Annotated in this window: 18 protein-coding genes; 4 read left to right on the top strand and 14 right to left on the bottom strand. The window is 54.1% G+C overall.

The features are described 5' to 3' along the window. The 6 genes from FDX03_RS12900 to FDX03_RS12925 all read right to left on the bottom strand — a co-directional run. A partial coding sequence (locus FDX03_RS12900) for a 3-hydroxybutyrate dehydrogenase (protein ID WP_137346036.1) occupies positions 1-764 on the bottom strand: 764 nt, incomplete at its 3' end. Positions 765-775: 11 nt separating this feature from the next. Next, positions 776-2,170 (bottom strand): GntP family permease, encoded by a 1,395-nt coding sequence (locus tag FDX03_RS12905; RefSeq protein ID WP_197081310.1) that lies wholly within the window; start codon positions 2,168-2,170, stop codon positions 776-778. Positions 2,171-2,207: 37 nt separating this feature from the next. Beyond that, the gene (locus FDX03_RS12910; RefSeq protein WP_061067904.1) at positions 2,208-3,131 is read right to left on the bottom strand and encodes a 3-hydroxyacyl-CoA dehydrogenase family protein; all 924 of its coding nucleotides are present in this window, start codon (positions 3,129-3,131) and stop codon (positions 2,208-2,210) included. Beyond that, entirely contained in the window at positions 3,121-4,326 is a 1,206-nt protein-coding gene (locus FDX03_RS12915; protein ID WP_137346013.1) for an acetyl-CoA C-acetyltransferase, read from the bottom strand. Before FDX03_RS12915 ends, FDX03_RS12910 begins: the two co-directional genes overlap by 11 nt. Before the next feature lie 10 nt (positions 4,327-4,336). Further along, the gene (locus FDX03_RS12920; RefSeq protein ID WP_115643398.1) at positions 4,337-4,993 is read right to left on the bottom strand and encodes a CoA transferase subunit B; all 657 of its coding nucleotides are present in this window, start codon (positions 4,991-4,993) and stop codon (positions 4,337-4,339) included. 1 nt (position 4,994) lies between these two features. Beyond that, positions 4,995-5,702 carry a CoA transferase subunit A gene (locus FDX03_RS12925; RefSeq protein ID WP_048211658.1) on the bottom strand — a complete coding sequence of 236 codons (708 nt, stop codon included), beginning with the start codon at positions 5,700-5,702 and terminating at the stop codon, positions 4,995-4,997. 142 nt (positions 5,703-5,844) lie between these two features. Here FDX03_RS12925 and FDX03_RS12930 point away from each other — a divergent pair, with 142 nt between their 5' ends. Continuing rightward, positions 5,845-6,735 carry a LysR family transcriptional regulator gene (locus FDX03_RS12930; RefSeq protein ID WP_061067901.1) on the top strand — a complete coding sequence of 297 codons (891 nt, stop codon included), beginning with the start codon at positions 5,845-5,847 and terminating at the stop codon, positions 6,733-6,735. Between the two features lie 10 nt (positions 6,736-6,745). On the opposite strand, the gene FDX03_RS12935 is transcribed toward FDX03_RS12930, so the two are convergent. The 7 genes from FDX03_RS12935 to FDX03_RS12965 are packed head-to-tail and all read right to left on the bottom strand — an operon-like array spanning position 6,746 to position 13,669. Next, a complete protein-coding gene (locus FDX03_RS12935) occupies positions 6,746-7,687 on the bottom strand; it encodes an ABC transporter ATP-binding protein (RefSeq protein ID WP_137346014.1) in 942 nt (313 codons plus the stop codon). Continuing rightward, complete coding sequence (locus tag FDX03_RS12940) at positions 7,680-8,666, bottom strand: ABC transporter ATP-binding protein (protein WP_048211661.1); 987 nt, start codon at positions 8,664-8,666, stop codon at positions 7,680-7,682. Before FDX03_RS12940 ends, FDX03_RS12935 begins: the two co-directional genes overlap by 8 nt. Continuing rightward, complete coding sequence (gene ddpC, locus FDX03_RS12945; RefSeq protein WP_137346015.1) at positions 8,663-9,559, bottom strand: D,D-dipeptide ABC transporter permease; 897 nt, start codon at positions 9,557-9,559, stop codon at positions 8,663-8,665. The genes FDX03_RS12940 and ddpC overlap by 4 nt, the downstream gene beginning before the upstream one ends. Continuing rightward, positions 9,556-10,578, bottom strand: a complete 1,023-nt coding sequence (locus tag FDX03_RS12950) for an ABC transporter permease (RefSeq protein ID WP_061067898.1) — start codon at positions 10,576-10,578, stop codon at positions 9,556-9,558. The genes ddpC and FDX03_RS12950 overlap by 4 nt, the downstream gene beginning before the upstream one ends. A 44-nt stretch (positions 10,579-10,622) precedes the next feature. Next, the gene (locus FDX03_RS12955; protein ID WP_137346016.1) at positions 10,623-12,185 is read right to left on the bottom strand and encodes an ABC transporter substrate-binding protein; all 1,563 of its coding nucleotides are present in this window, start codon (positions 12,183-12,185) and stop codon (positions 10,623-10,625) included. A gap of 15 nt (positions 12,186-12,200) precedes the next feature. Next, on the bottom strand, positions 12,201-12,788 hold the full coding sequence (gene ddpX / locus FDX03_RS12960) for a D-alanyl-D-alanine dipeptidase (protein WP_115602051.1): 588 nt from the start codon (positions 12,786-12,788) through the stop codon (positions 12,201-12,203). A gap of 14 nt (positions 12,789-12,802) precedes the next feature. Next, a complete protein-coding gene (locus tag FDX03_RS12965; RefSeq protein ID WP_048211666.1) occupies positions 12,803-13,669 on the bottom strand; it encodes a MurR/RpiR family transcriptional regulator in 867 nt (288 codons plus the stop codon). Between the two features lie 399 nt (positions 13,670-14,068). Between FDX03_RS12965 and hdeB the strand changes: the two genes are divergently transcribed. From hdeB to FDX03_RS12980, 3 genes are all read left to right on the top strand, one after another. Beyond that, entirely contained in the window at positions 14,069-14,398 is a 330-nt protein-coding gene (gene hdeB, locus FDX03_RS12970; RefSeq protein ID WP_005122660.1) for an acid-activated periplasmic chaperone HdeB, read from the top strand. Positions 14,399-14,553: 155 nt separating this feature from the next. Then, positions 14,554-16,497, top strand: coding sequence for a methyl-accepting chemotaxis protein (locus FDX03_RS12975; protein ID WP_137346017.1), 1,944 nt, complete (start codon positions 14,554-14,556; stop codon positions 16,495-16,497). An 87-nt stretch (positions 16,498-16,584) separates the two neighbouring features. Further along, positions 16,585-17,103: a hypothetical protein gene (locus FDX03_RS12980; RefSeq protein ID WP_116360091.1), complete on the top strand. Its 519-nt coding sequence runs from the start codon at positions 16,585-16,587 to the stop codon at positions 17,101-17,103. Here FDX03_RS12980 and FDX03_RS12985 read toward each other — a convergent pair. Further along, positions 17,100-18,467: a glycoside hydrolase family 10 protein gene (locus tag FDX03_RS12985; RefSeq protein WP_061067895.1), complete on the bottom strand. Its 1,368-nt coding sequence runs from the start codon at positions 18,465-18,467 to the stop codon at positions 17,100-17,102. The genes FDX03_RS12980 and FDX03_RS12985 overlap by 4 nt on opposite strands. Positions 18,468-18,474: the final 7 nt, after the last annotated feature.

The following is an 18,474-nucleotide window of genomic DNA, read 5'->3' on the forward strand; positions in this document are numbered from 1 at the left end:
GCCACCCAGCCGCCATCCATATTCCACGCTACGCCGCGCACCTGCGCTGCGCCGTCTGAGCACAGAAATAGCGCCAGCTCACCCAACTGTTCCGGCGTGACAAATTCGCGTGACGGCTGCTTTTCCGCCAGCAGAGCGTCACGCGCCGCAGCGGGCTCTGCACCATCAGCAATACGTTTGTCGATCTGCTGTTGGACCAGCGGGGTCAACACCCAGCCGGGACACAGTGCATTGCAGGTGATTCCCGTCTGCGCGGTTTCAAGCGCAATGGTTTTGGTTAAACCCACCACGCCATGCTTCGCTGCCACATAAGCAGATTTGTCTTTTGAGGCCACCAGACCATGAACAGAGGCGATATTGATGATGCGTCCCCAGTTACGCGTACGCATGCCGGGAAGCGCCAGGCGCGTGGTATGAAAAACAGAAGAGAGGTTAATGGCGATAATCGCGTTCCACTTATCAACCGGAAAAGTCTCTACCGGTGAAACGTGCTGGATCCCGGCGTTGTTGACCAGAATATCCACACCACCGAATTCGCTTTCGGCATAACGCATCATGTCGGCAATTTGCGCTTCATCGCTTAAGTCCGCGCCATGATAGCCTGGCGTTTTGCCATATTGCGCAACGGCATCTTTGGCGGCATTGACATCACCAAATCCGTTGAGGATCAGCGTCGCGCCCGCCTGCGCCAGTACCTGCGCGATGCCTAATCCGATACCGCTGGTAGAGCCGGTAACCAGGGCAACTTTTCCCGTTAAGTTCATGATGATTCTCCTTAAACAATTCCGGTGGTGTAGAAAACGCCGATCACAAACAGCACGGCCAGGCTTTTGATTACGGTGATGGCAAAAATCCCGCCGTACGCCTGACGATGGCTGAGGCCGGTAATCGCCAGCAGGGTAATGACCGCGCCGTTATGTGGCAGAGTGTCCATGCCGCCGCTTGCCATCGATGCGACGCGGTGGAAGACTTCAAGTGGAATATTGGCGGCATGGGCGGCAGCAATGAACGTATCAGACATCGCCGCGAGCGCAATACTCATCCCGCCGGATGCCGAGCCGGTGATCCCGGCAAGCGTGGTAATGCTGATCGCTTCATTGAGCAACGGATCGGGAATCGCAGCCAGCGCTTTCGACAACACCAGAAATCCCGGCAGGGCGGCGATCACTGCGCCAAAACCGTATTCTGATGCGGTATTCATCGCGGCCAGGATAGCGCCGCCAACCGCCGTTCGGCTGCCTTCCGCCAGGCGACCTTTTATATTGCGATAGCCGAACACCACCACCAGCAGGATCCCCGATATCAATGCCGCTTCTACCGCCCAAATAGCCGTAATTTTCCCCACTTCAGTGGTAATAGGTTTGGCAAGCCCCGGGAGTTCCAATTGATGCGTTGCGCCATACCACTGCGGGATCCAGCGGGTAAACAGCAGGTTAAACACACCCACCAGGATCAGCGGAGAAATAGCAATAATCGGGTTTGGCAGGTTAATGTTATCCGGCGTCTCCGGCTCGTTTAACAGCTCAGTGCCATAGCCTTCATTTTTAGCCTGCGCTTTCCGACGCTGGCGCTCGAGGTACATCAGGCCAACAAAGATAATAAAGAGCGAGCCAATCAGCCCCAGCCACGGCGCGGCCCAGGCGTTAGTCCCAAAGAAGCTGGTTGGAATGATGTTCTGGATCTGCGGCGTCCCCGGCAGGGCATCCATCGTGAAAGAGAATGCCCCCAGCGCCACGGTTGCCGGGATCAGGCGCTTCGGAATATTACTTTGACGGAATAGTTCAGCCGCGAACGGATACACCGCAAAGGCCACTACGAACAGCGACACACCGCCGTAGGTCAGGAGAGCACATACCAGCACAATCACCGGAATGGCGTGACGACGTCCGAGAATGTTGATGGCAGCAGCAACGATTGAACGGGAAAAACCGGATAACTCGATTAACTTGCCAAACACCGCTCCCAGCAGGAACACCGGGAAGTAAAGCTTTACAAAACCGACCATTTTTTCCATAAACAGACCGGTGAAGGCGGGGCCGACGGCGCTCGGTTCCGTAAGCAGAACAGCACCTAATGCCGCGATGGGGGCAAACAGGATAACGCTGTATCCGCGATAGGCTGCCAGCATCAGCAAGCCCAGCGCTGCCAGGGCGATTAATACACTCATCATGACTCCTTATTATTATAGTGGGGTACAGAAAGAGACGTTATGGCTTCAGGGCAAAGCGCAGTTGATGTTCACGGCGTTGCTGGATGTATTCCTTGCGCGAATCATCCCAGCGATAAAACCCCTGACCACTGCGCAAGCCGGTGTCGCCGTTGGCAACCTTGTCAGCAACAAGTGACATCATGTCGCTGCCGGTGGCCAGCTCCGGGAGCAGATGCCGACAAATATCCTGCACCGTAGACAGCCCGGTCATATCAGCCGCCTCCAGCGGACCAACCATCGCATAGCGACGCCCGAGGGAGGCGCGCATCACCTGATCCACCACTTCCGCGCTGGCGATCCCGCTTTTGACGATATGCAGCGCTTCACGCAGCAGTGCGAATTGCAAACGGTTACCGACAAACCCCGGTGCGGCGCGATCGAGCACCACCGCTTCCAGTTGCATCGAGAGCAACAGACGTTGCAACTCGCTGAGATATTCTGGTTTCGTTGCTGAACCCGGCACAATTTCAACCAGCGGAATAAAGTGGGGGGGATGCCAGAAATGGGCGATCAGCAACCGTTCGGGGTGGGTGAGTTTTTCTGCCAGCGCATCCGGCGGCAGGCCACTGGTATTACTGGCGATCACCGCATCTGGGGCGATTAATGCTTCCAGTTGTGCATACAGTGCGTGTTTGAGCTCGAGTCGTTCCGGGATCGCTTCAATCAGTAATTGCGCGGTGGCGATATCCTGCAGCGAAGTCGTACCGTGCAAGCGACTCAGAACCGACGCTTTTTCCTCTGCGTGAAACTGGTCAGTCGCGATCAGCTCATCGAGAATGCTCCCGGCAACGGCGTTAATTTCAGCAATCCGGTCGCTATCGGTATCAAATAACCAGATATTATGGCCAAAACGGGCAAAATGGGTGGCAATGCCGACGCCCATTAAACCCGCGCCCAGGACGCTAAAGTGATTATTTTGCATGCTGTTCTCCTGTTGAACGCTCTACCGCCAGCGCGACGCCCTGACCGCCGCCTACGCACAGCGTAGCCAGCCCTTTGGTCGCGTTACTGCGCGCCATTTCATGTAACAGGGTCACCAGAATGCGGCAGCCAGAGGCACCAATCGGATGACCCAGCGCAATCGCACCGCCGTTTACGTTCACCCGGTCGCTGTCCCAGTTCAGGGATTCGCCAACCGCCAGCGCCTGTGCGGCGAAGGCTTCGTTGGCTTCAATGAGATCGACATCATTCAACGTCCAGCCCGCTCGCTTCAGGCACTGGAGTGACGCCTCTACCGGCCCAATGCCCATAATGGCCGGGTCGACACCGGAAACGGCGTAACCCGCCACCCGGGCAAGAACCGGCAGCTTAAGTTCTGTTGCTTTGGCGGCGCTCATCAGCATCACCGCCGCCGCGCCGTCGTTGATTGATGAGGCGTTCCCGGCGGTCACTGTGCCATTACCAGGACGAAAAGCCGGTTTCAGTTGTGCCAGTTTCTCCGCCTGAGTATCCGGGCGCGATTGTTCATCACGCTCAACCAAACGTGGTGGTTTTTTCCCTTGTGGAACACTGACCGGCGTGATTTCTGCATTGAATCGACCAGCTTCAATTGCCGCCGCGGCTTTCTGCTGAGACTGCAGCGCAAAGGCATCCTGCTGCTCGCGACTGATAACGAATTTATCCGCCAGATTTTCTGCAGTAATGCCCATGTGGTAGTCGTTAAACGCATCCCACAACCCGTCGTGTACCACGCTGTCTTTCAGACTGGCATGCCCCAGACGCAGACCCGAGCGTGCGCCGTCGAGAAAATAGGGCGCATTGCTCATGCTTTCCTGGCCTCCGGCAATGATGATGTCCGCATCACCGCAGCGGATAGCCTGCACCGCCTGTTGCACCGCTTTCAGACCTGAACCACATACCAGATTGATGGTTAGCGCAGGGACCGTCACCGGCAAGCCAGCCCGTAATGCTGTCTGTCTGGCCGGATTCTGGCCGCTGCCCGCCGTCAGAACCTGCCCCAGGATCACCTCGTCAATTTGCTCCGGCGCGACGGCGGTTTTTTCCAACAGAGAGCTGATCACCACTGCCCCCAGTTCCACGGCACTGAGCGGTGCCAGCGCCCCGTGGAAACTGCCAATGGGTGTGCGCGTTGCGGCGACAATAACAACATCCTGCATGGTCAGCTCCTCAGCTAAATTGCATTTCGGGGACGTTTTCGGGAACGATCAGCTTGCCGGCTGTTCTGGCGACAATCTCATCCACACTGATGCCCGGCGCACGTTCGCGCAGAATGAACGCGCCATCGGCGATCTCCAGTAACGCCAGGTCGGTAAGCACGCGTTTAATGCAGGCCACGCCGGTTAATGGCAGGGTGCAGGCGGGGAGCAGCTTGGACTCACCGTTTTTGGACGCATGCGTCATCACCACAATGATGTTTTCAGCCCCGGCCACCAGGTCCATCGCGCCACCCATGCCTTTCACCATTTTTCTGGGGATCATCCATGAGGCGATATTGCCGTTAACATCCACTTCAAACGCGCCGAGCACCGTCAGGTCAACGTGACCGCCGCGGATCATGGCGAAAGATTGCGCCGAGTCGAAGATCGCCGCGCCTTTGCGCGCCGTCACGGTCTGTTTACCGGCGTTGATCATGTCAGCATCAATTTCGTCTTCGGTCGGAAACGGGCCCATCCCCAGCAGACCGTTCTCAGACTGGAGCATCACGTCCATACCATCGGGAATATAATTGGCCACTAAAGTTGGAATACCGATCCCAAGGTTGACGTAATAACCGTCGCGCAGTTCCCGGGCGACACGCATCGCCATTTGTTCACGTGTTAACATGTCAGGCTCCTTTCTGGCGCAGGGTGCGTTGTTCAATGCGTTTTTCAAACTGCCCCTGAATGATGCGGTTTACGAAAATTCCCGGGGTATGAATTGCGGCGGGGTCCAGCTCGCCGGGAGGGACAATTTCTTCGACTTCCACGACGGTAATACGCCCGGCGGCGGCCATCAGTGGATTAAAATTCTGTGCGGTGTGGCGATAAATAACGTTGCCGTACCAGTCGGCTTTCCAGCCTTTGACCAGCGCAAAATCACCGGTAATCGCCTGTTCCATAATGTAAGGACGGCCGTCAAATTCACGTACCTCTTTGCCTTCGGCAACAGGTGTACCGTATCCTGTGGCGGTGAAAAACGCCGGGATCCCTGCGCCGCCGGCACGTAACTGCTCAGCCAGCGTGCCCTGTGGGGTCAGAATGGCTTCCAGTTCACCGCTCAGTACCTGCTTTTCAAACAGCGCATTTTCGCCAACATAGGACGCTACCACTTTACGTACCTGACGTGTTTCCAGCAGCACACCGAGGCCAAAACCATCCACGCCGCAGTTGTTTGAAACGACGGTCAGTCCCTGAACCTCCCGACGGCGTACTTCGGCAATCAGGTTTTCAGGAATGCCGCATAAGCCAAAACCGCCCGCCAGCAGCGTCATATTGTCGGTCAGCCCTGCCAGCGCCTCCTGATACGTGGCGACACGTTTATCCAGTCCAGCCATACACTTGTCCCTCCAGTTGTCCTTGCCGACATCATTGGGGGTGAAAAATGATTTGTTAATTTTAAATTTGTGACTCACTCATTGGGTTTTTTTATCAATTTAATGTTAATTAAAGGTATTCAATAAGTTAAAGGAATGCGAAATGGGAATGAGCATCAAACAGTTACGCGCGTTTTTAGCGGTAGCTCACACTCTGAATTTTGCTCATGCCAGTGAAAGACTGAATATGTCGCAGCCCGCATTAAGCCTGGCGATTAAAGGACTTGAGGACTCGCTGGGCGGGGCGTTACTGTTGAGAACCACCCGCAAAGTGACCCTGACGCAGGAAGGAGAAACGCTGCTGAATATGGGGCGACAACTGCTGGCGGACTGGGAGAATACGGAAGAAGCAATGCGCCAGCGCTTTACACTGCAACGCGGTAAAATCTCCATTGCTGCCATGCCTTCGTTTGCGGCTAACGTCCTGCCACAGGTACTGAAAACCTTTCGGGATTGCTATTCCGGTATTAACGTGACGGTTCACGATGTGATCAACGAACAGGTCATTGAAATGGTGAGTGAAGGGCGGGTGGAGATGGGGATCGCCTTCGAGCCTGATTATTCAGGGCAACTGCACTTCACGCCGCTCGGTGTCGATCGTTTTGTGGCGATCGTCCCGCCAACATCCAGGCTGGCGGGGCGAGAGCGTATTGCGTGGCGCGAACTGCTGACGCTGGATTTTATTACGCTGCAACGCCCATCTGCCGTGCGCCTGATGCTGGAAGAACAACTGGTGCAAAGCGGACATACGCTGGACGTGGCGCTGGAAAGCCATCAACTGGTGACCGTTGGCCGTATGGTGGCAAACGGATTAGGCGGCAGCGCAGTTCCCGCACTGTGTCGAACACAAATGACGGAACTTGGCGCAACCTGTATAGAGCTTGACGGTCCCGTGATCCAGCGGCGGATCGGGGTGCTGCGTTCGGCACACCATAAATTATCAACCGCGTCGGGAATGCTGGTGGACGCGCTGAAAAAGGCGTATCTCGCATGAAAATGCGTAGTCAGCAGATGTCAATGGCCCGCCAACAACGAACTTCGCGTCCGGTTTCATTTTTCAGTAATGTCTGTTTTTTTTCACATCCGTGGGTTGCCAGCGGGCATCTGTCGCGGAAAAAACAGCCTTGCGGTAGCGTCCTGTTGCCGGGGAGTTCGGTTTTACGCAGGACCAGGTCTTCAGCCAGCGGCGTACCCGTTTTAGGCACCGAATCCAGCAACAGACGGGTGTAAGGATGCGCCGGATGCGAGAGAACCTGTTGCGCATCGCCCAGCTCAACAATTTGCCCAAGGTACATCACCGCCACGCGGTCGCTCATATGCCGTACGACCGATACGTTATGCGATATCAGCACAAAAGTCAGATTCCGGCGTGCCTGCAATGCAACCAGCAGATTGAGGATTTGCGCCTGTACCGAAATATCCAGTGCCGACGTCGGCTCATCAAGGACGATCACATCCGGCTCCGATGACAGCGCGCGGGCGATGGCAATACGCTGGCGCTGTCCGCCAGAAAAGGCATGCGGCAGGCGCTCGAGGTATTCCGGACGAATCCCTACCTGTCGAGCCAAATCCTCAGCCAGGGCGCGGCGTTCGCGTTCAGGGCTACGCTTTTGGATCCATACCGGTTCAGTGATTATTCGCCATACCGGCAAGCGCGGGTCCAGGGATGAAAGCGGGTCCTGAAAGACCATCTGCATACCGTTATGCTGTTTGCCACCGCCGCAAGAATAGTGCCCCTGGCTCGGTTTGAGCATCCCCATCAGCAGTTGTGCCAGCGTACTTTTACCGCAGCCGGATTCGCCAACAATCCCCAGCGTTTCCCCCTGGCGGATTTGTAAATCCAGACCGTTGAGTGCATGCACCCGCTCTGTTACTTTGCCGAGCCAGTTTTTTCGCGCGGGGAAGTTAATATGAACATCCTGCAGGTCCAGTAAAATATCAGACATGTGTCGTCTCCAGTTGTGGGTACCAGCAGGCGGATTGTTGATCCGCACCGCCCTGGCTGCATAAATCAGGTGTTTCTTCACAGCGAGGCCCCGCGGCAAAGCAGCGATCGCGGAACGCACATCCGACGGGTAAACAGGTTAAATTCGGTACGGTACCCGGAATCGCGGGGAGCAAAGCACGCGGTTCACCGTGCTCAGGCGCACACTTCAGGAGGCCAATAGAGTAGGGATGTGTGGGGTGCTGAATAACGGTTTGCGTCGGGCCGCTTTCAATCACGCTCCCGGCATACATAACGTATAACCGGTCACACAATTGCGAGACGACGGCCATATCATGGCTGATAAACAACACGGCGGTACCGCTGGCCCGCGCTTTACGCTTCAGTAATCGCAGCACCTGAAGCTGTACCGTGACATCCAGCGCGGTGGTGGGTTCATCGGCAATGATCAGGTCTGGCTCACAGGAAAACGCGAGCGCAATCATCACGCGCTGACGCATCCCCCCAGAAAGCTCAAACGGGAAGCGGGACATTACTTCCGGGGCATCCGGGATTTGCATTTCTTCCAGTAACGCAATGGCTTTCTGCCGGGCATCCGTGCGGCTCAATGCCTGATGGTGACGGATGACCTCCACCATTTGCTGGCCGATTCGTCGTGTTGGATTCAACGCCGTCATCGGCTCCTGGAAAATCATCGCCACGCGCTGGCCGCGCCACTGGCGCATTTGTTTTTCGCTGGCAGTTAAAACATCTTCACCCAACAGCGTAACGCGCCCCTGATGGATACGATAGCTTCCTTCGGGTAACAGACGCATGGCGAGCATGGCCGTGACGGATTTCCCTGAGCCAGACTCACCAACCACGCCGACAATTTCACCCCGGTTGATATGCAGCGACACATGATTCAGCGCATGCACATCCGCTTTATAACCGGGGAAGCTCAGATGTAAATTCTCGATCTCCAGGACAGGTTGTGTCATGACTGTTTTCCTCCGGCTTTCGGATCCAGCAGATCGCGAATACCATCACCAAAGAGATTAAAGCCCACGGCGGTAATCAGAATGGCGGCACCAGGAAATGCGCAATACCACCACTGGTCAAGCACGTAGTTTCTACCAATTGCCACCATTGCGCCCCATTCAGCGCTGGGTTGTTGGGCGCCGAGGCCAATAAATCCGAGCGTGGCGGCCATCAGGATCGCACTGCCAATATCCAGTGATGCCTGCACAATCAGCGGGGGAAGTGAATTGCGTAAAATATGCCAGCTGATCAGATGCCAGCGTGATGCACCATAGGTTCGCGCGGCCTGTACATAAGTAAACTGACGAACGACCAACGTTTGACCGCGGGCGAGGCGTACATAGAAAGGAATACGCACAATCGCAATCGCCAGCATGGCGTTGAACAGGCTTGGCCCTAATGCAGCGGCCAGTGCCATTGTCAGTACCAGCGAAGGAATGGACAGCATAACATCCATCATACGCATGATGATCGCATCGGCACGTCCGCCCATCACGCCAGACAGGCATCCCAACAGCGAGCCCAGCCCGCCAGCGATACCCACCACCACCAGACCGGCGACAATTGACTGCTGACTTCCGACCAGGACGCGGCTGAACAGATCACGACCCACTTCATCGGTGCCAAACCAGTGGCTGGCCGACGGTGGCAACAGGCGAGCGGTCAGATCGATGGCGTTAGGATCGTAAGGGGTGATCCACGGAGAGAGCACCATTAACAGTAGCATCAGTACAATAATGACGCCGCCAATCAGCGTCAGCGGGCTGCTTTTCATCATCCAGAACAATTTGGCCCAGTCCGTGCGACGGCGGACGGTCTGCGGGACCGCTGGTGTTTCTTGTGTGAGCATCATTGTGCGCCTCCACGTCCAATTCGAGGATCTACCCACAGATAGAGCAAATCCACCACCAGGTTAACCAGCACATAGGCGAAGGAGACCACCACGGCAAATCCCATCACGGCCGGGAAATCAAGCGCCTGAATAGAGGTCACAACCCAGGCGCCCATGCCCGGCCAGGCAAAGACCGTTTCGGTCAGTACCGCGCCATAGAGCAGATCGCCCAGGGCCAGACCCAGCACGGTTATTGACGGAATCAACGCATTCGGCAGTGCATAACACAAAATGATGTACCAACCCGGTAAACCACTGGCACGCGCGGTGCGGATATAATCTTCGCCCAGTTGTTCCAGCATGGCGGAGCGAATCTGTCGGGCAACGATCCCTAAGTGCACAAAGGCCAGCGTCAGCGACGGCAGGATCAGGTGCTGCAGCGCATTGAAAAAGACCTCGGCGTTGCCTTCCAGTAGCGCATCAACCAGATAAAAACCGGTGACGTGCGTGGGGGGATCGAGCCAGTCATCAAGCCGTCCGCCGCCGGGTAAAATCTGCAAATGGCCATAAAACAGCACGATAACGCCGAGGCCCAACCAGAATGCCGGGGTCGAAATACCGGTGATCGCCATCAGGCGGACGAGGTGGTCGAGCCAACGGTTGCGCCAGACAGCAGACAGAATACCCAGCGGGATACCGATGATCAGCGCCAGCAGCAGAGAGCAGAAGGCCAATTCAAGAGTGGCAGGGAAGAATACGCGCAGTTCATCCAGCACCGGACGGCCGGTGCGAATGGATGTGCCTAAATCACCCTGAAAAATATCGCTGACGTAACGGAAAAACTGAATATACAGCGGCTGATTCAGTCCCAGCTGTTGGCGAATATTTTCGACAATTTCATCACTGGCGCGATCGCCGGCCAGCAGTCGTGCAGGGTCGCCCGGGATCAGGTGTGAAATAATAAAAGTGATTACACAGACACCGGCAACCACCAGGATAAGTCCCCAGCATCGCTGGCGTAAAATGCTCCAGAAGGTCATTGGCTTCCCCTTGCGGAGCCAAATCGGCTCCGCATTAATGTGGTTTATTTACTCATGGTGGAGATATTGAAGACCTGTTCCAGCATGGGGTTGAAGACAAAACCTTTGACGTCTTTATTCATCGCCAGCTGGTAGTTTTTCTGGAATAAATAGACGTAAGCCGCTTCATCAATGACGATGGTTTGCGCCTGCTGGTAATCATTGGTTCTGGCGACCTGGTCGGTGGTGGCCAGCGCGCTGCGCAGCAACTTATCGACCTCACTGTTTTCATAGAATGAACGGTTACCCGGCAAGCCTTTCTTATCCGACTCGAACCAGTAGTTCATGAACATGTACGGGTCAGCAAAGTCCGGGCTCCAGTTACCGATGGCAATGTCATAGTCACCTTTACCGACGCGATCGCGCATGGTGGCATTCGCCAGTTTTTCCAGTTTCACCTTAATGCCTAACTTGCCGAGGCTGGCCTGAGTGGAGAGCGCAATTGGCTCCCAGTTAGGATCGTTATCGGAATACAGAAAGCTCAGGGTTTCGGGTTTGTTGGCAACGTTACCTAATGTTTCTTTTGCTTTCGCTTCATCAAAGCTGTACTGCATGGCCTTGTCATCAAAACCCCACATCCCCTCAGGAATAGGGCCACGCATCTGCTTGCCGTTACCGCTGAGGATCCCATTTACCATGCCTTTATAATCGGTGGCCCACGAGATGGCGCGGCGCAAATCCACCTGATTGAGCGGCGCTTTACTGTTATTCAGATACAGATAGGTGACGCGCAACGAGGGATAATCCGCCACGTTGACTTTACCTTCCTGTTTTAAGGCAGCAAGCTGGTCAACAGGAAGCGCATCGGCAATGTCGATATCGCCACGGGACAGTTGCAAACGACGGGAAGCGCTTTCTCCGATGATCTTGACCGATACGCGTTTAAACGTGGGTTTAGGGCCGGAATAATGTGGGTTGGGTACCAGTACCAGTTGTTGTCCTTTTTGCCAGCTCTTCAACATGAAGGGACCAGACCCAGCCGTATTTTGTGCCAGAAATCCACGGGCATCATCAGCGGCATGCTCTTTTAAAATCGCCGGGTTGATAATTGAGGCGCCGTCATTTGCCAGCGTATATAAGAACGGCGCGAATGGTTGGCTAAGGGTAAATTTCACCGTGTTGTTGTCGATGGCATCAACTTTCAGATCTTTCGGAAATGCCTCAGCCGGCCCTTGACCGATCTTGAGCAAGCGCTCAAAAGATTGTTTTACTGCATCAGCGGTCACTGGCGTGCCGTCGGCGAATTTTGCATCGCTTTTCAGGGTAAAGATCCATTCTTTTTGGTCATCAGACGCTTTCCAGCCGCTGGCCAAATCACCTTCAACTTCCGTGGAACCTTTGCCGCCCTCTGTTTTGTACTGAACCAAACGCTGATATGAGGGATAGGTCACCGTCCAGTCGTTGTTATCGATTGTTACTGCGGGGTCGAGCGTTTGTGGATCGGCGGCTTTACCGATAACCAGCATATCTTTAGGGACGGCGGCCTGTGCGGCAGGCAACGCGACCGCCAGCGCAACGGCTAACAGAGCGGGGCGAAAAAACGAGGTTAACGCAGGTGTAGTCTTCATAACCAGGCTCCAGAATTAAAGGGGATGTTGTGTTGTTATAGACGTGACAGTGTAACAAGCTATTTGATCGTCAAGCAGCGGGTAACGCGCGGCATTTGGCAGTTCGAAATGCCACCACTCGCTGTTGATGCCGACAAAACCGCCGCCGAACATGATGGCATTGAGCAGCAGTCGATTACGCTGCGCAGCCGGAGGAACTGAAGGGTGCCAGGCATGGGAACGGTCATGCATTTCATCAAAACCAGCCCCCATATCGAGCACATTACCGCGAGCGTCCATCAGCGTGACGTCAATGGCCGTACCCCGGCTGTGATTCGAACCGATCGCCACATCCACCACATACTGCGGATCCGGACAGGCATTCCACAGTATCGCCTGCGCCTGCTGTGGGCGGTAGGCGTCATACACCACCAATGACAAACCCGCCAGCTGCGCGATGCTGATGCTTTTAGCCAGTGCAGTGACGGCCTCGGAATGCAGCAGGCAGCGCGCTTCCTGGTAGATGGGCGCGCCGGTAATGTTATCGGCTGTAGCGTATTTCAGGTCGATATGCAGTGACGGGAAAATCACCGACAAATCGACCAGTTCTGGGGTATCTGACATAGCACGTTTCCTGTTTATTGTTCGAATTGACCAAATTGTTGTTGTAACTGGCGGTTAGTTTGCAGGCGTCCCGCGAGGGAGTCGCCCAGTTGCGCCACCACCGCGGAGAGTAATAAGTTGAACAGGCAACTTACCGGAGCAAGTGAATCCCAGAAGTGCCCGGTATCCGTTTTCACCTGAAGTAAATCAATGGCATAGTCTCTGGCCCAGGGGCACCATACATCCGTGATTAACGCGAGAGGAATGCCGCGCTCACTGGCAACGCGGCAATATTGTCGGGATGTCGCCGAGTAAGCGCGCGTATCGGTGATCACGACATAAGGTTGATTAAATCCCGAGTTCAGCGACTCAACCCAGCTACCGGAAAGCCCTTCGGAGTAACTCACTTTCGGGCGCAGATATTCCAGATGGCTAAAAAAGGCGTTAGCGATCCCGCGGGTGGACTGGATCCCAAGGATATAAACGGCTTCTGCCTGCGCCAATTGCTGCGCAATACGTAAAAATGTCTCGCTTTGCGCCAGTTGGTAGACGTGGGTGATAGCGTCAATCTCCAGCAACAGCGACTGTTGTGCGCGGTCAGGTAGATTTTGCTGCTGGTGCCAGGAGTCCAGGCGCTCGTTCATTCCCCAGGGCTGATAGGGAATAGCCGGTATTTCACGCAGGCTGGCTTTCGCATCTTCCAGGTTACGAAACCCGAGTTTACGCAGGTAGCGCCCGACGGTAATGCCACTGGTTCCTGCTGCTTTCGCGATGCCGTCTGCCGTTTCAAAAGGGATCTGTGCAGCGTGCGCTAACAACCAACCGGCAACGCGCTTTTCGCTGGGCGTTAGCTGGCTAAAGGTCCTTTCTATGCGGGCAAATAACTCAGGTTTTGATGTCATTACCATCTCGCTGTTAGTTGTTTGTCAGATACCGCGTCACTGTTACCGGATTAACAATGCAGGACGCGTGCCAGGTCGGCGACAGCGCTGCGTCGGGGTTCTTTGTTAAAAAACATCAATTTTCATTAACCAATGATCAACATTTGTGCAGCGTAGTTCAGTTTTGGTGCAAAGGTAGGATAAGTGAGGGATGAATCTGCTGATTTCGTCGTAACGATCACATTGTGTGCAACATTTCTTATCAGACATCAGAATCAGTAATGTGAAATATAAATTTCAGCCATATCGATGGCCGTAATATTTATTCTTCTGACGGTGGGAGTATTATTTTTTGCGAACTACATTAACGGTTTAAAGCGCAAGTGTAGATATTATCTGGATTATAAATGGAGTACTACAATGAATAAATTCTCCCTTTCTACAGCAGGCATCCTGGTCGCAGCGCTGTTAACCAGTGTAAGCGTCAATGCAGCAACTGATAACGCTAAAACTGAAGTCACTCCGAAAGGCATGAGCTGCCAGGAGTTTATTGATTTGAACCCGCAAACTATGGCTCCGGTTGCTTTCTGGGTGCTGAATGAAGACGAAGACTTCAAAGGCGGCGACTTCGTTGACTATAACGAAACCATCACTACAGCTGTGCCTCTGACCGTTGAACTTTGCAAAAAACATCCGCAAAGTGAATTAAGTAAAATAAAAGAAGAAATCAAAAAAGAATTATCTAAATAAGATTAGCGATGTATTAAAACCCAGCCTGAGTGCTGGGTTTTGCTATATGTGACAACGTCACTTATTTATTTCGTAAGACTTAAGAAAACGTTATAAAGATATAAACTCCTGTGCCGATACTGGGTAAAAGTTAGCCTTTTGCAGAAGGAGTTTGTATGGCCTGGTATCCTACTCGTATTTCAACGCGGTTAACCATTGGCGGCATCCTGCTGCTTGCGGTGACCACCCTTGTTATTGTTGCAATTATGCTCTGGCGTGGTCAGCCACGCGTCGTCGAAATCAATACCGCTCTGATAGAAGAAACAGGGCAAGGTTTAACCCGTCAACTGAGTACTGTGCTATCCCGAATCGAGGGCGAAACCGTCAGTCTGTCACGACTGGCCGAAGTACTGCCTAATGATGAGTCTTTGTATCAAAGCGTGGTTCCACACCTGATTGGCGAAGACAGCCACTCAATTATTACCGGCGGCGGGATCTGGCCAGAGCCAAACGCGTTTACCCCGGGAGTAGATAAACGTAGCTTTTTCTGGGCGCGCAATGCTGAGGGCAAGCTTGATTTTTCGAATGATTATAATGCCGAAGGATCTGCCGGTTATCACAATGAAAGTTGGTATCAGCATGCCAAAGGTCACTCACAGAACAGTTGCCTGTGGTCTGATGTTTACCAGGATGCCAGTTCCGGCGTGAACATGGTGACGTGCAGTATTCCGTATCAATTAGCCGGCAAGTTTGCCGGTGTGGCCACCACCGATATTCGTCTGGATAACGTAGCGACCTTTATGCAGCAGCAAGGCAACAGCACCGGCGGCTACGCATTTGTGGTTGATAAACAGGGGCAGGTCCTCTATTTCCCCCAGGCCGATCAGACAAAATACAAAACCTTTAGCGATCTGGCGCAAAGCGCACACTGGCTGGCTCCGGTAGAAGCCGGGCTGAAATCGCTGCGCGCGACTGATGGCGTGAAAACCATCACGCTGGAAAGCGATAACGTACTGAATGCTCCGTCACGCGTAATGTTGTTCCCGATGGCTGATACTGGCTGGGTCGTAGGGCTGGTGACACCGGAAACGCGCATCGTTGGCCTCGCCAAAGTCATGATGCAGGATGTGCTGGAAGTGCTGATCCCGATTATGACCGTGTTGCTGGTAGGATCATGGCTGGTGGTGCGTCGCTTGATCTCTCGTCTCGATGATACACGTCGCGCACTCGATGATATCGCACAGGGTGAAGGCGATCTTACCCGACGTCTGGATGTTAGAGGTAAAGATGAGATTTCAGATATCGCGGAAGCCTTTAACCTGTTCGTCGATAAAATTTCCGCCATTCTGATCACCGTCAGAAGCAGTAGCGTGGTGGTAGCCAATAACGCCGTCAGCCTGGCCGACAGTAACATGGAGCTTTCTTCACGGGTAACTCAGCAGGCGGCTGCACTGGAAGAGAGCTCGGCCGCGATGGAACAATTAAATGCGACCGTTCATCAAAATGCGAGCAACACGCAACTGGCAGATGAACTTTCCGACAACACTGCGCAAACGGCGAATCGCTGTGGCGACGTGATGCAAGGTGTGATCTCGACAATGGATAACGTCAGTGCCTCGTCCGGTAGAATGGTGGAAATTGTAGCGGTCATCGACAGTATTGCATTCCAGACCAATATCCTGGCGCTGAATGCCGCCGTTGAAGCCGCCAGAGCAGGGGATGCAGGCAGAGGATTTGCGGTTGTTGCCTCTGAAGTTCGTACCCTGGCACAGCGCAGTGCCACTGCAGCCCAGGAAATCAAAGCGTTGATTGATGAGTCCGTTTCGCATGTTGGCAGCAGCAGCCAGCAAATCCACAATGCAGGTGAGCGCCTGGAAGAGCTGGTCAACAACGTGCGTCAGGTTAGCCAACTGATGGGGGAAATCCGTGTCGCGGGTGACGAGCAACGTAAGGGCGTTTCCGAAGTCACGCTCGCCGTCACCGAAATGGACAGCACTGTGCAGCAAAACGCATCGTTGATTGATGATGCCGCCACGCGAACCCAGGTACTGAAAGAAGAGGCGGAACAATTAGCGTTACTGGTTTCCTCCTTCAAATTGCCGGAGCCTTCAGCGGCCTGACCCCCACGTAAAGTATCCGGGGGCATCGTCTGCACCCGGATAACTCCAGGCTACACTTAACGTAGTTAACACGTCGGGAGCCGGAGTATGGCTGAGTTTGTCGTAGCGATGCTGGTGCACACACCGGTGTGGGTGTATGTCTTGTTGGTCTTCCTGTTATTTCGGGGGATTAAAGCCAGGGTACCCGCTACCGTTACGCTGGAAAAGCTGGCACTGATCCCGGCGCTCTTTCTTTTTTGGGATATTTACGATTTAGTCACTTACCGCAATCAGTCCATCAGTACGTATCTACAGTGGATGGTTGGTATTATTAGCGGCGCGATAGTGGGCTATATGTTGATAAACCCCGGTCGTCTGACACGCAGTAGCGCACCACGCAGCATTCATCGCCCGGCAGATTACTCTGCATTACCGTTCATGATGTTGGCCTTTGGCATCAAATATGTACAAGGTGTATTGAATGCTATCGCTCCCGATATTTTACGCCAGCCGGTAATGAGCGCGTTGGCAATTATTACCGGTGGCGTGCTCGCCGGGGTGTTTATCGGGAAATTTATCCGCTACGTCAGCGTTTATCTCCGGTCACCAGCCCCCGGCAATACTTAGCGTCCCCAACGGTCACGAATATAGGTCACGGCTTCCTGGGTTTGCGGTTGGTTAAGATAGTCCTCTCGAAACAAGATAGTGCCATTAATATTCGGTTCAGACTCGTTCAGATCGAGTTGTTTTTTAAGCTCCGGCACACCGCCTTGTATCGTCCAGTCCGGTTCTTTTCGCGACGGCTCACCCACTTTATACAGCGCCACGCCAATATACAGGCGGGTATTGGTGGATTTCACCACGCCAGCCCACCATTTTGCCAGTACATCATAACGCGCCGCATCACGGGCGAAAGGCCAGTACAGCTGTGGTGCGATGTAATCCAACAGACCTAATTGCACCCAGCGCCGGGTATCGGCATACGATTCATCATACGCTGCCGCACCACGGGTGTCGGAGCCTGCCGGATCGTGGGAGCGATTACGCCACACGCCTGCAGGACTGACGCCAAACTCCACGTCAGGCTTAAGCTTTTTGATGGTCTGTGAAACCTGTTCGATCAGCCGTTGCGTGTTATGACGTCGCCAGTCCGCTTTTGAATCAAAACCCTGGCCATACCGTCTGAAAGTCTGGCTGTCGTTAAGCGCCGAACCCGGCGATTCGGTATAGAAGTAGTCGTCAAACTGCACGCCATCCACCGGATAATTCTCAACGACTTCCGCCACGATGCTGGTTATCCAGTCGCGCACGTCAGGAATACCCGGGTCCAGTACAAAACGGTCACCCGATGTACGGATCCAGTCCCGATGCAGAACATAAACGCTGGACGGGTTCTGCGACAGCGTGCGGTTTAATTCTGCGACCGTTGAAGGCTTCGTATTGACGGAGACACGGTAGGGGTTAAACCAGGCATGAACTTTCATCCCGCGTTTGTGCGCCTCATCGAGCATAAATTGCAACGGATCGTAACCAGGATCCTGGCCAATGGTGCCGGTCAGAGTGTCTGACCAGGGGAGAATTTTGGATTGCCACAGCGCAGTGCCGTCCGGTTTCACCTGGAAAAAAACGGTATTGATCCCAAGACGTTTCAGATTATCCAGCTTATCCGTCAGCGCTTTTTGCTGCTGGCTGATGCGGATGGCGGGCGAACTGATGTTTACGGATGAGACTGGCGGCCAGTCCAGACGGGAAACCGTTGCCAGCCAGATACCACGAACCGGTTCTTTGCTCTGTTGCGGCGTTGTGACCGGGGGGTGAGGGTTAACCTTCGGCCCCGGCGGTTGTGAAGAGCAACTGCCAAGTAACAGCATACTGCCAACCAGTGCAGCGAACCATTTCACGTTGGTTAGCGGTAGCGAGTTGCGGGAACGGGCGAGCAGAGTCGCCAGTTTTTTCTGATAATGACCTGAAAAAAAACCGGATGCTGACATCGAATTT

It is taken from the genome of Citrobacter sp. wls827, assembly GCF_005280875.1.
Taxonomy (GTDB): domain Bacteria; phylum Pseudomonadota; class Gammaproteobacteria; order Enterobacterales; family Enterobacteriaceae; genus Citrobacter; species Citrobacter youngae.

Bases quoted from the DNA above. Each gene is read 5' to 3' on its own strand.
- FDX03_RS12920 (WP_115643398.1), bottom strand. From the start codon at position 4,993: ATGTTAACACGTGAACAAATGGCGATGCGTGTCGCCCGGGAACTGCGC.
- FDX03_RS12910 (WP_061067904.1), bottom strand. From the start codon at position 3,131: ATGCAAAATAATCACTTTAGCGTCCTGGGCGCGGGTTTAATGGGCGTC.
- FDX03_RS12905 (WP_197081310.1), bottom strand. From the start codon at position 2,170: ATGATGAGTGTATTAATCGCCCTGGCAGCGCTGGGCTTGCTGATGCTG.
- FDX03_RS12935 (WP_137346014.1), bottom strand. From the start codon at position 7,687: ATGTCTGATATTTTACTGGACCTGCAGGATGTTCATATTAACTTCCCC.
- FDX03_RS12930 (WP_061067901.1), top strand. From the start codon at position 5,845: ATGGGAATGAGCATCAAACAGTTACGCGCGTTTTTAGCGGTAGCTCAC.
- FDX03_RS12975 (WP_137346017.1), top strand. From the start codon at position 14,554: ATGGCCTGGTATCCTACTCGTATTTCAACGCGGTTAACCATTGGCGGC.
- FDX03_RS12985 (WP_061067895.1), bottom strand. From the start codon at position 18,467: ATGTCAGCATCCGGTTTTTTTTCAGGTCATTATCAGAAAAAACTGGCG.
- ddpX (WP_115602051.1), bottom strand. From the start codon at position 12,788: ATGTCAGATACCCCAGAACTGGTCGATTTGTCGGTGATTTTCCCGTCA.
- FDX03_RS12980 (WP_116360091.1), top strand. From the start codon at position 16,585: ATGGCTGAGTTTGTCGTAGCGATGCTGGTGCACACACCGGTGTGGGTG.
- FDX03_RS12955 (WP_137346016.1), bottom strand. From the start codon at position 12,185: ATGAAGACTACACCTGCGTTAACCTCGTTTTTTCGCCCCGCTCTGTTA.
- FDX03_RS12940 (WP_048211661.1), bottom strand. From the start codon at position 8,666: ATGACACAACCTGTCCTGGAGATCGAGAATTTACATCTGAGCTTCCCC.
- FDX03_RS12925 (WP_048211658.1), bottom strand. From the start codon at position 5,702: ATGGCTGGACTGGATAAACGTGTCGCCACGTATCAGGAGGCGCTGGCA.
- hdeB (WP_005122660.1), top strand. From the start codon at position 14,069: ATGAATAAATTCTCCCTTTCTACAGCAGGCATCCTGGTCGCAGCGCTG.
- FDX03_RS12915 (WP_137346013.1), bottom strand. From the start codon at position 4,326: ATGCAGGATGTTGTTATTGTCGCCGCAACGCGCACACCCATTGGCAGT.
- ddpC (WP_137346015.1), bottom strand. From the start codon at position 9,559: ATGATGCTCACACAAGAAACACCAGCGGTCCCGCAGACCGTCCGCCGT.
- FDX03_RS12950 (WP_061067898.1), bottom strand. From the start codon at position 10,578: ATGACCTTCTGGAGCATTTTACGCCAGCGATGCTGGGGACTTATCCTG.
- FDX03_RS12965 (WP_048211666.1), bottom strand. From the start codon at position 13,669: ATGACATCAAAACCTGAGTTATTTGCCCGCATAGAAAGGACCTTTAGC.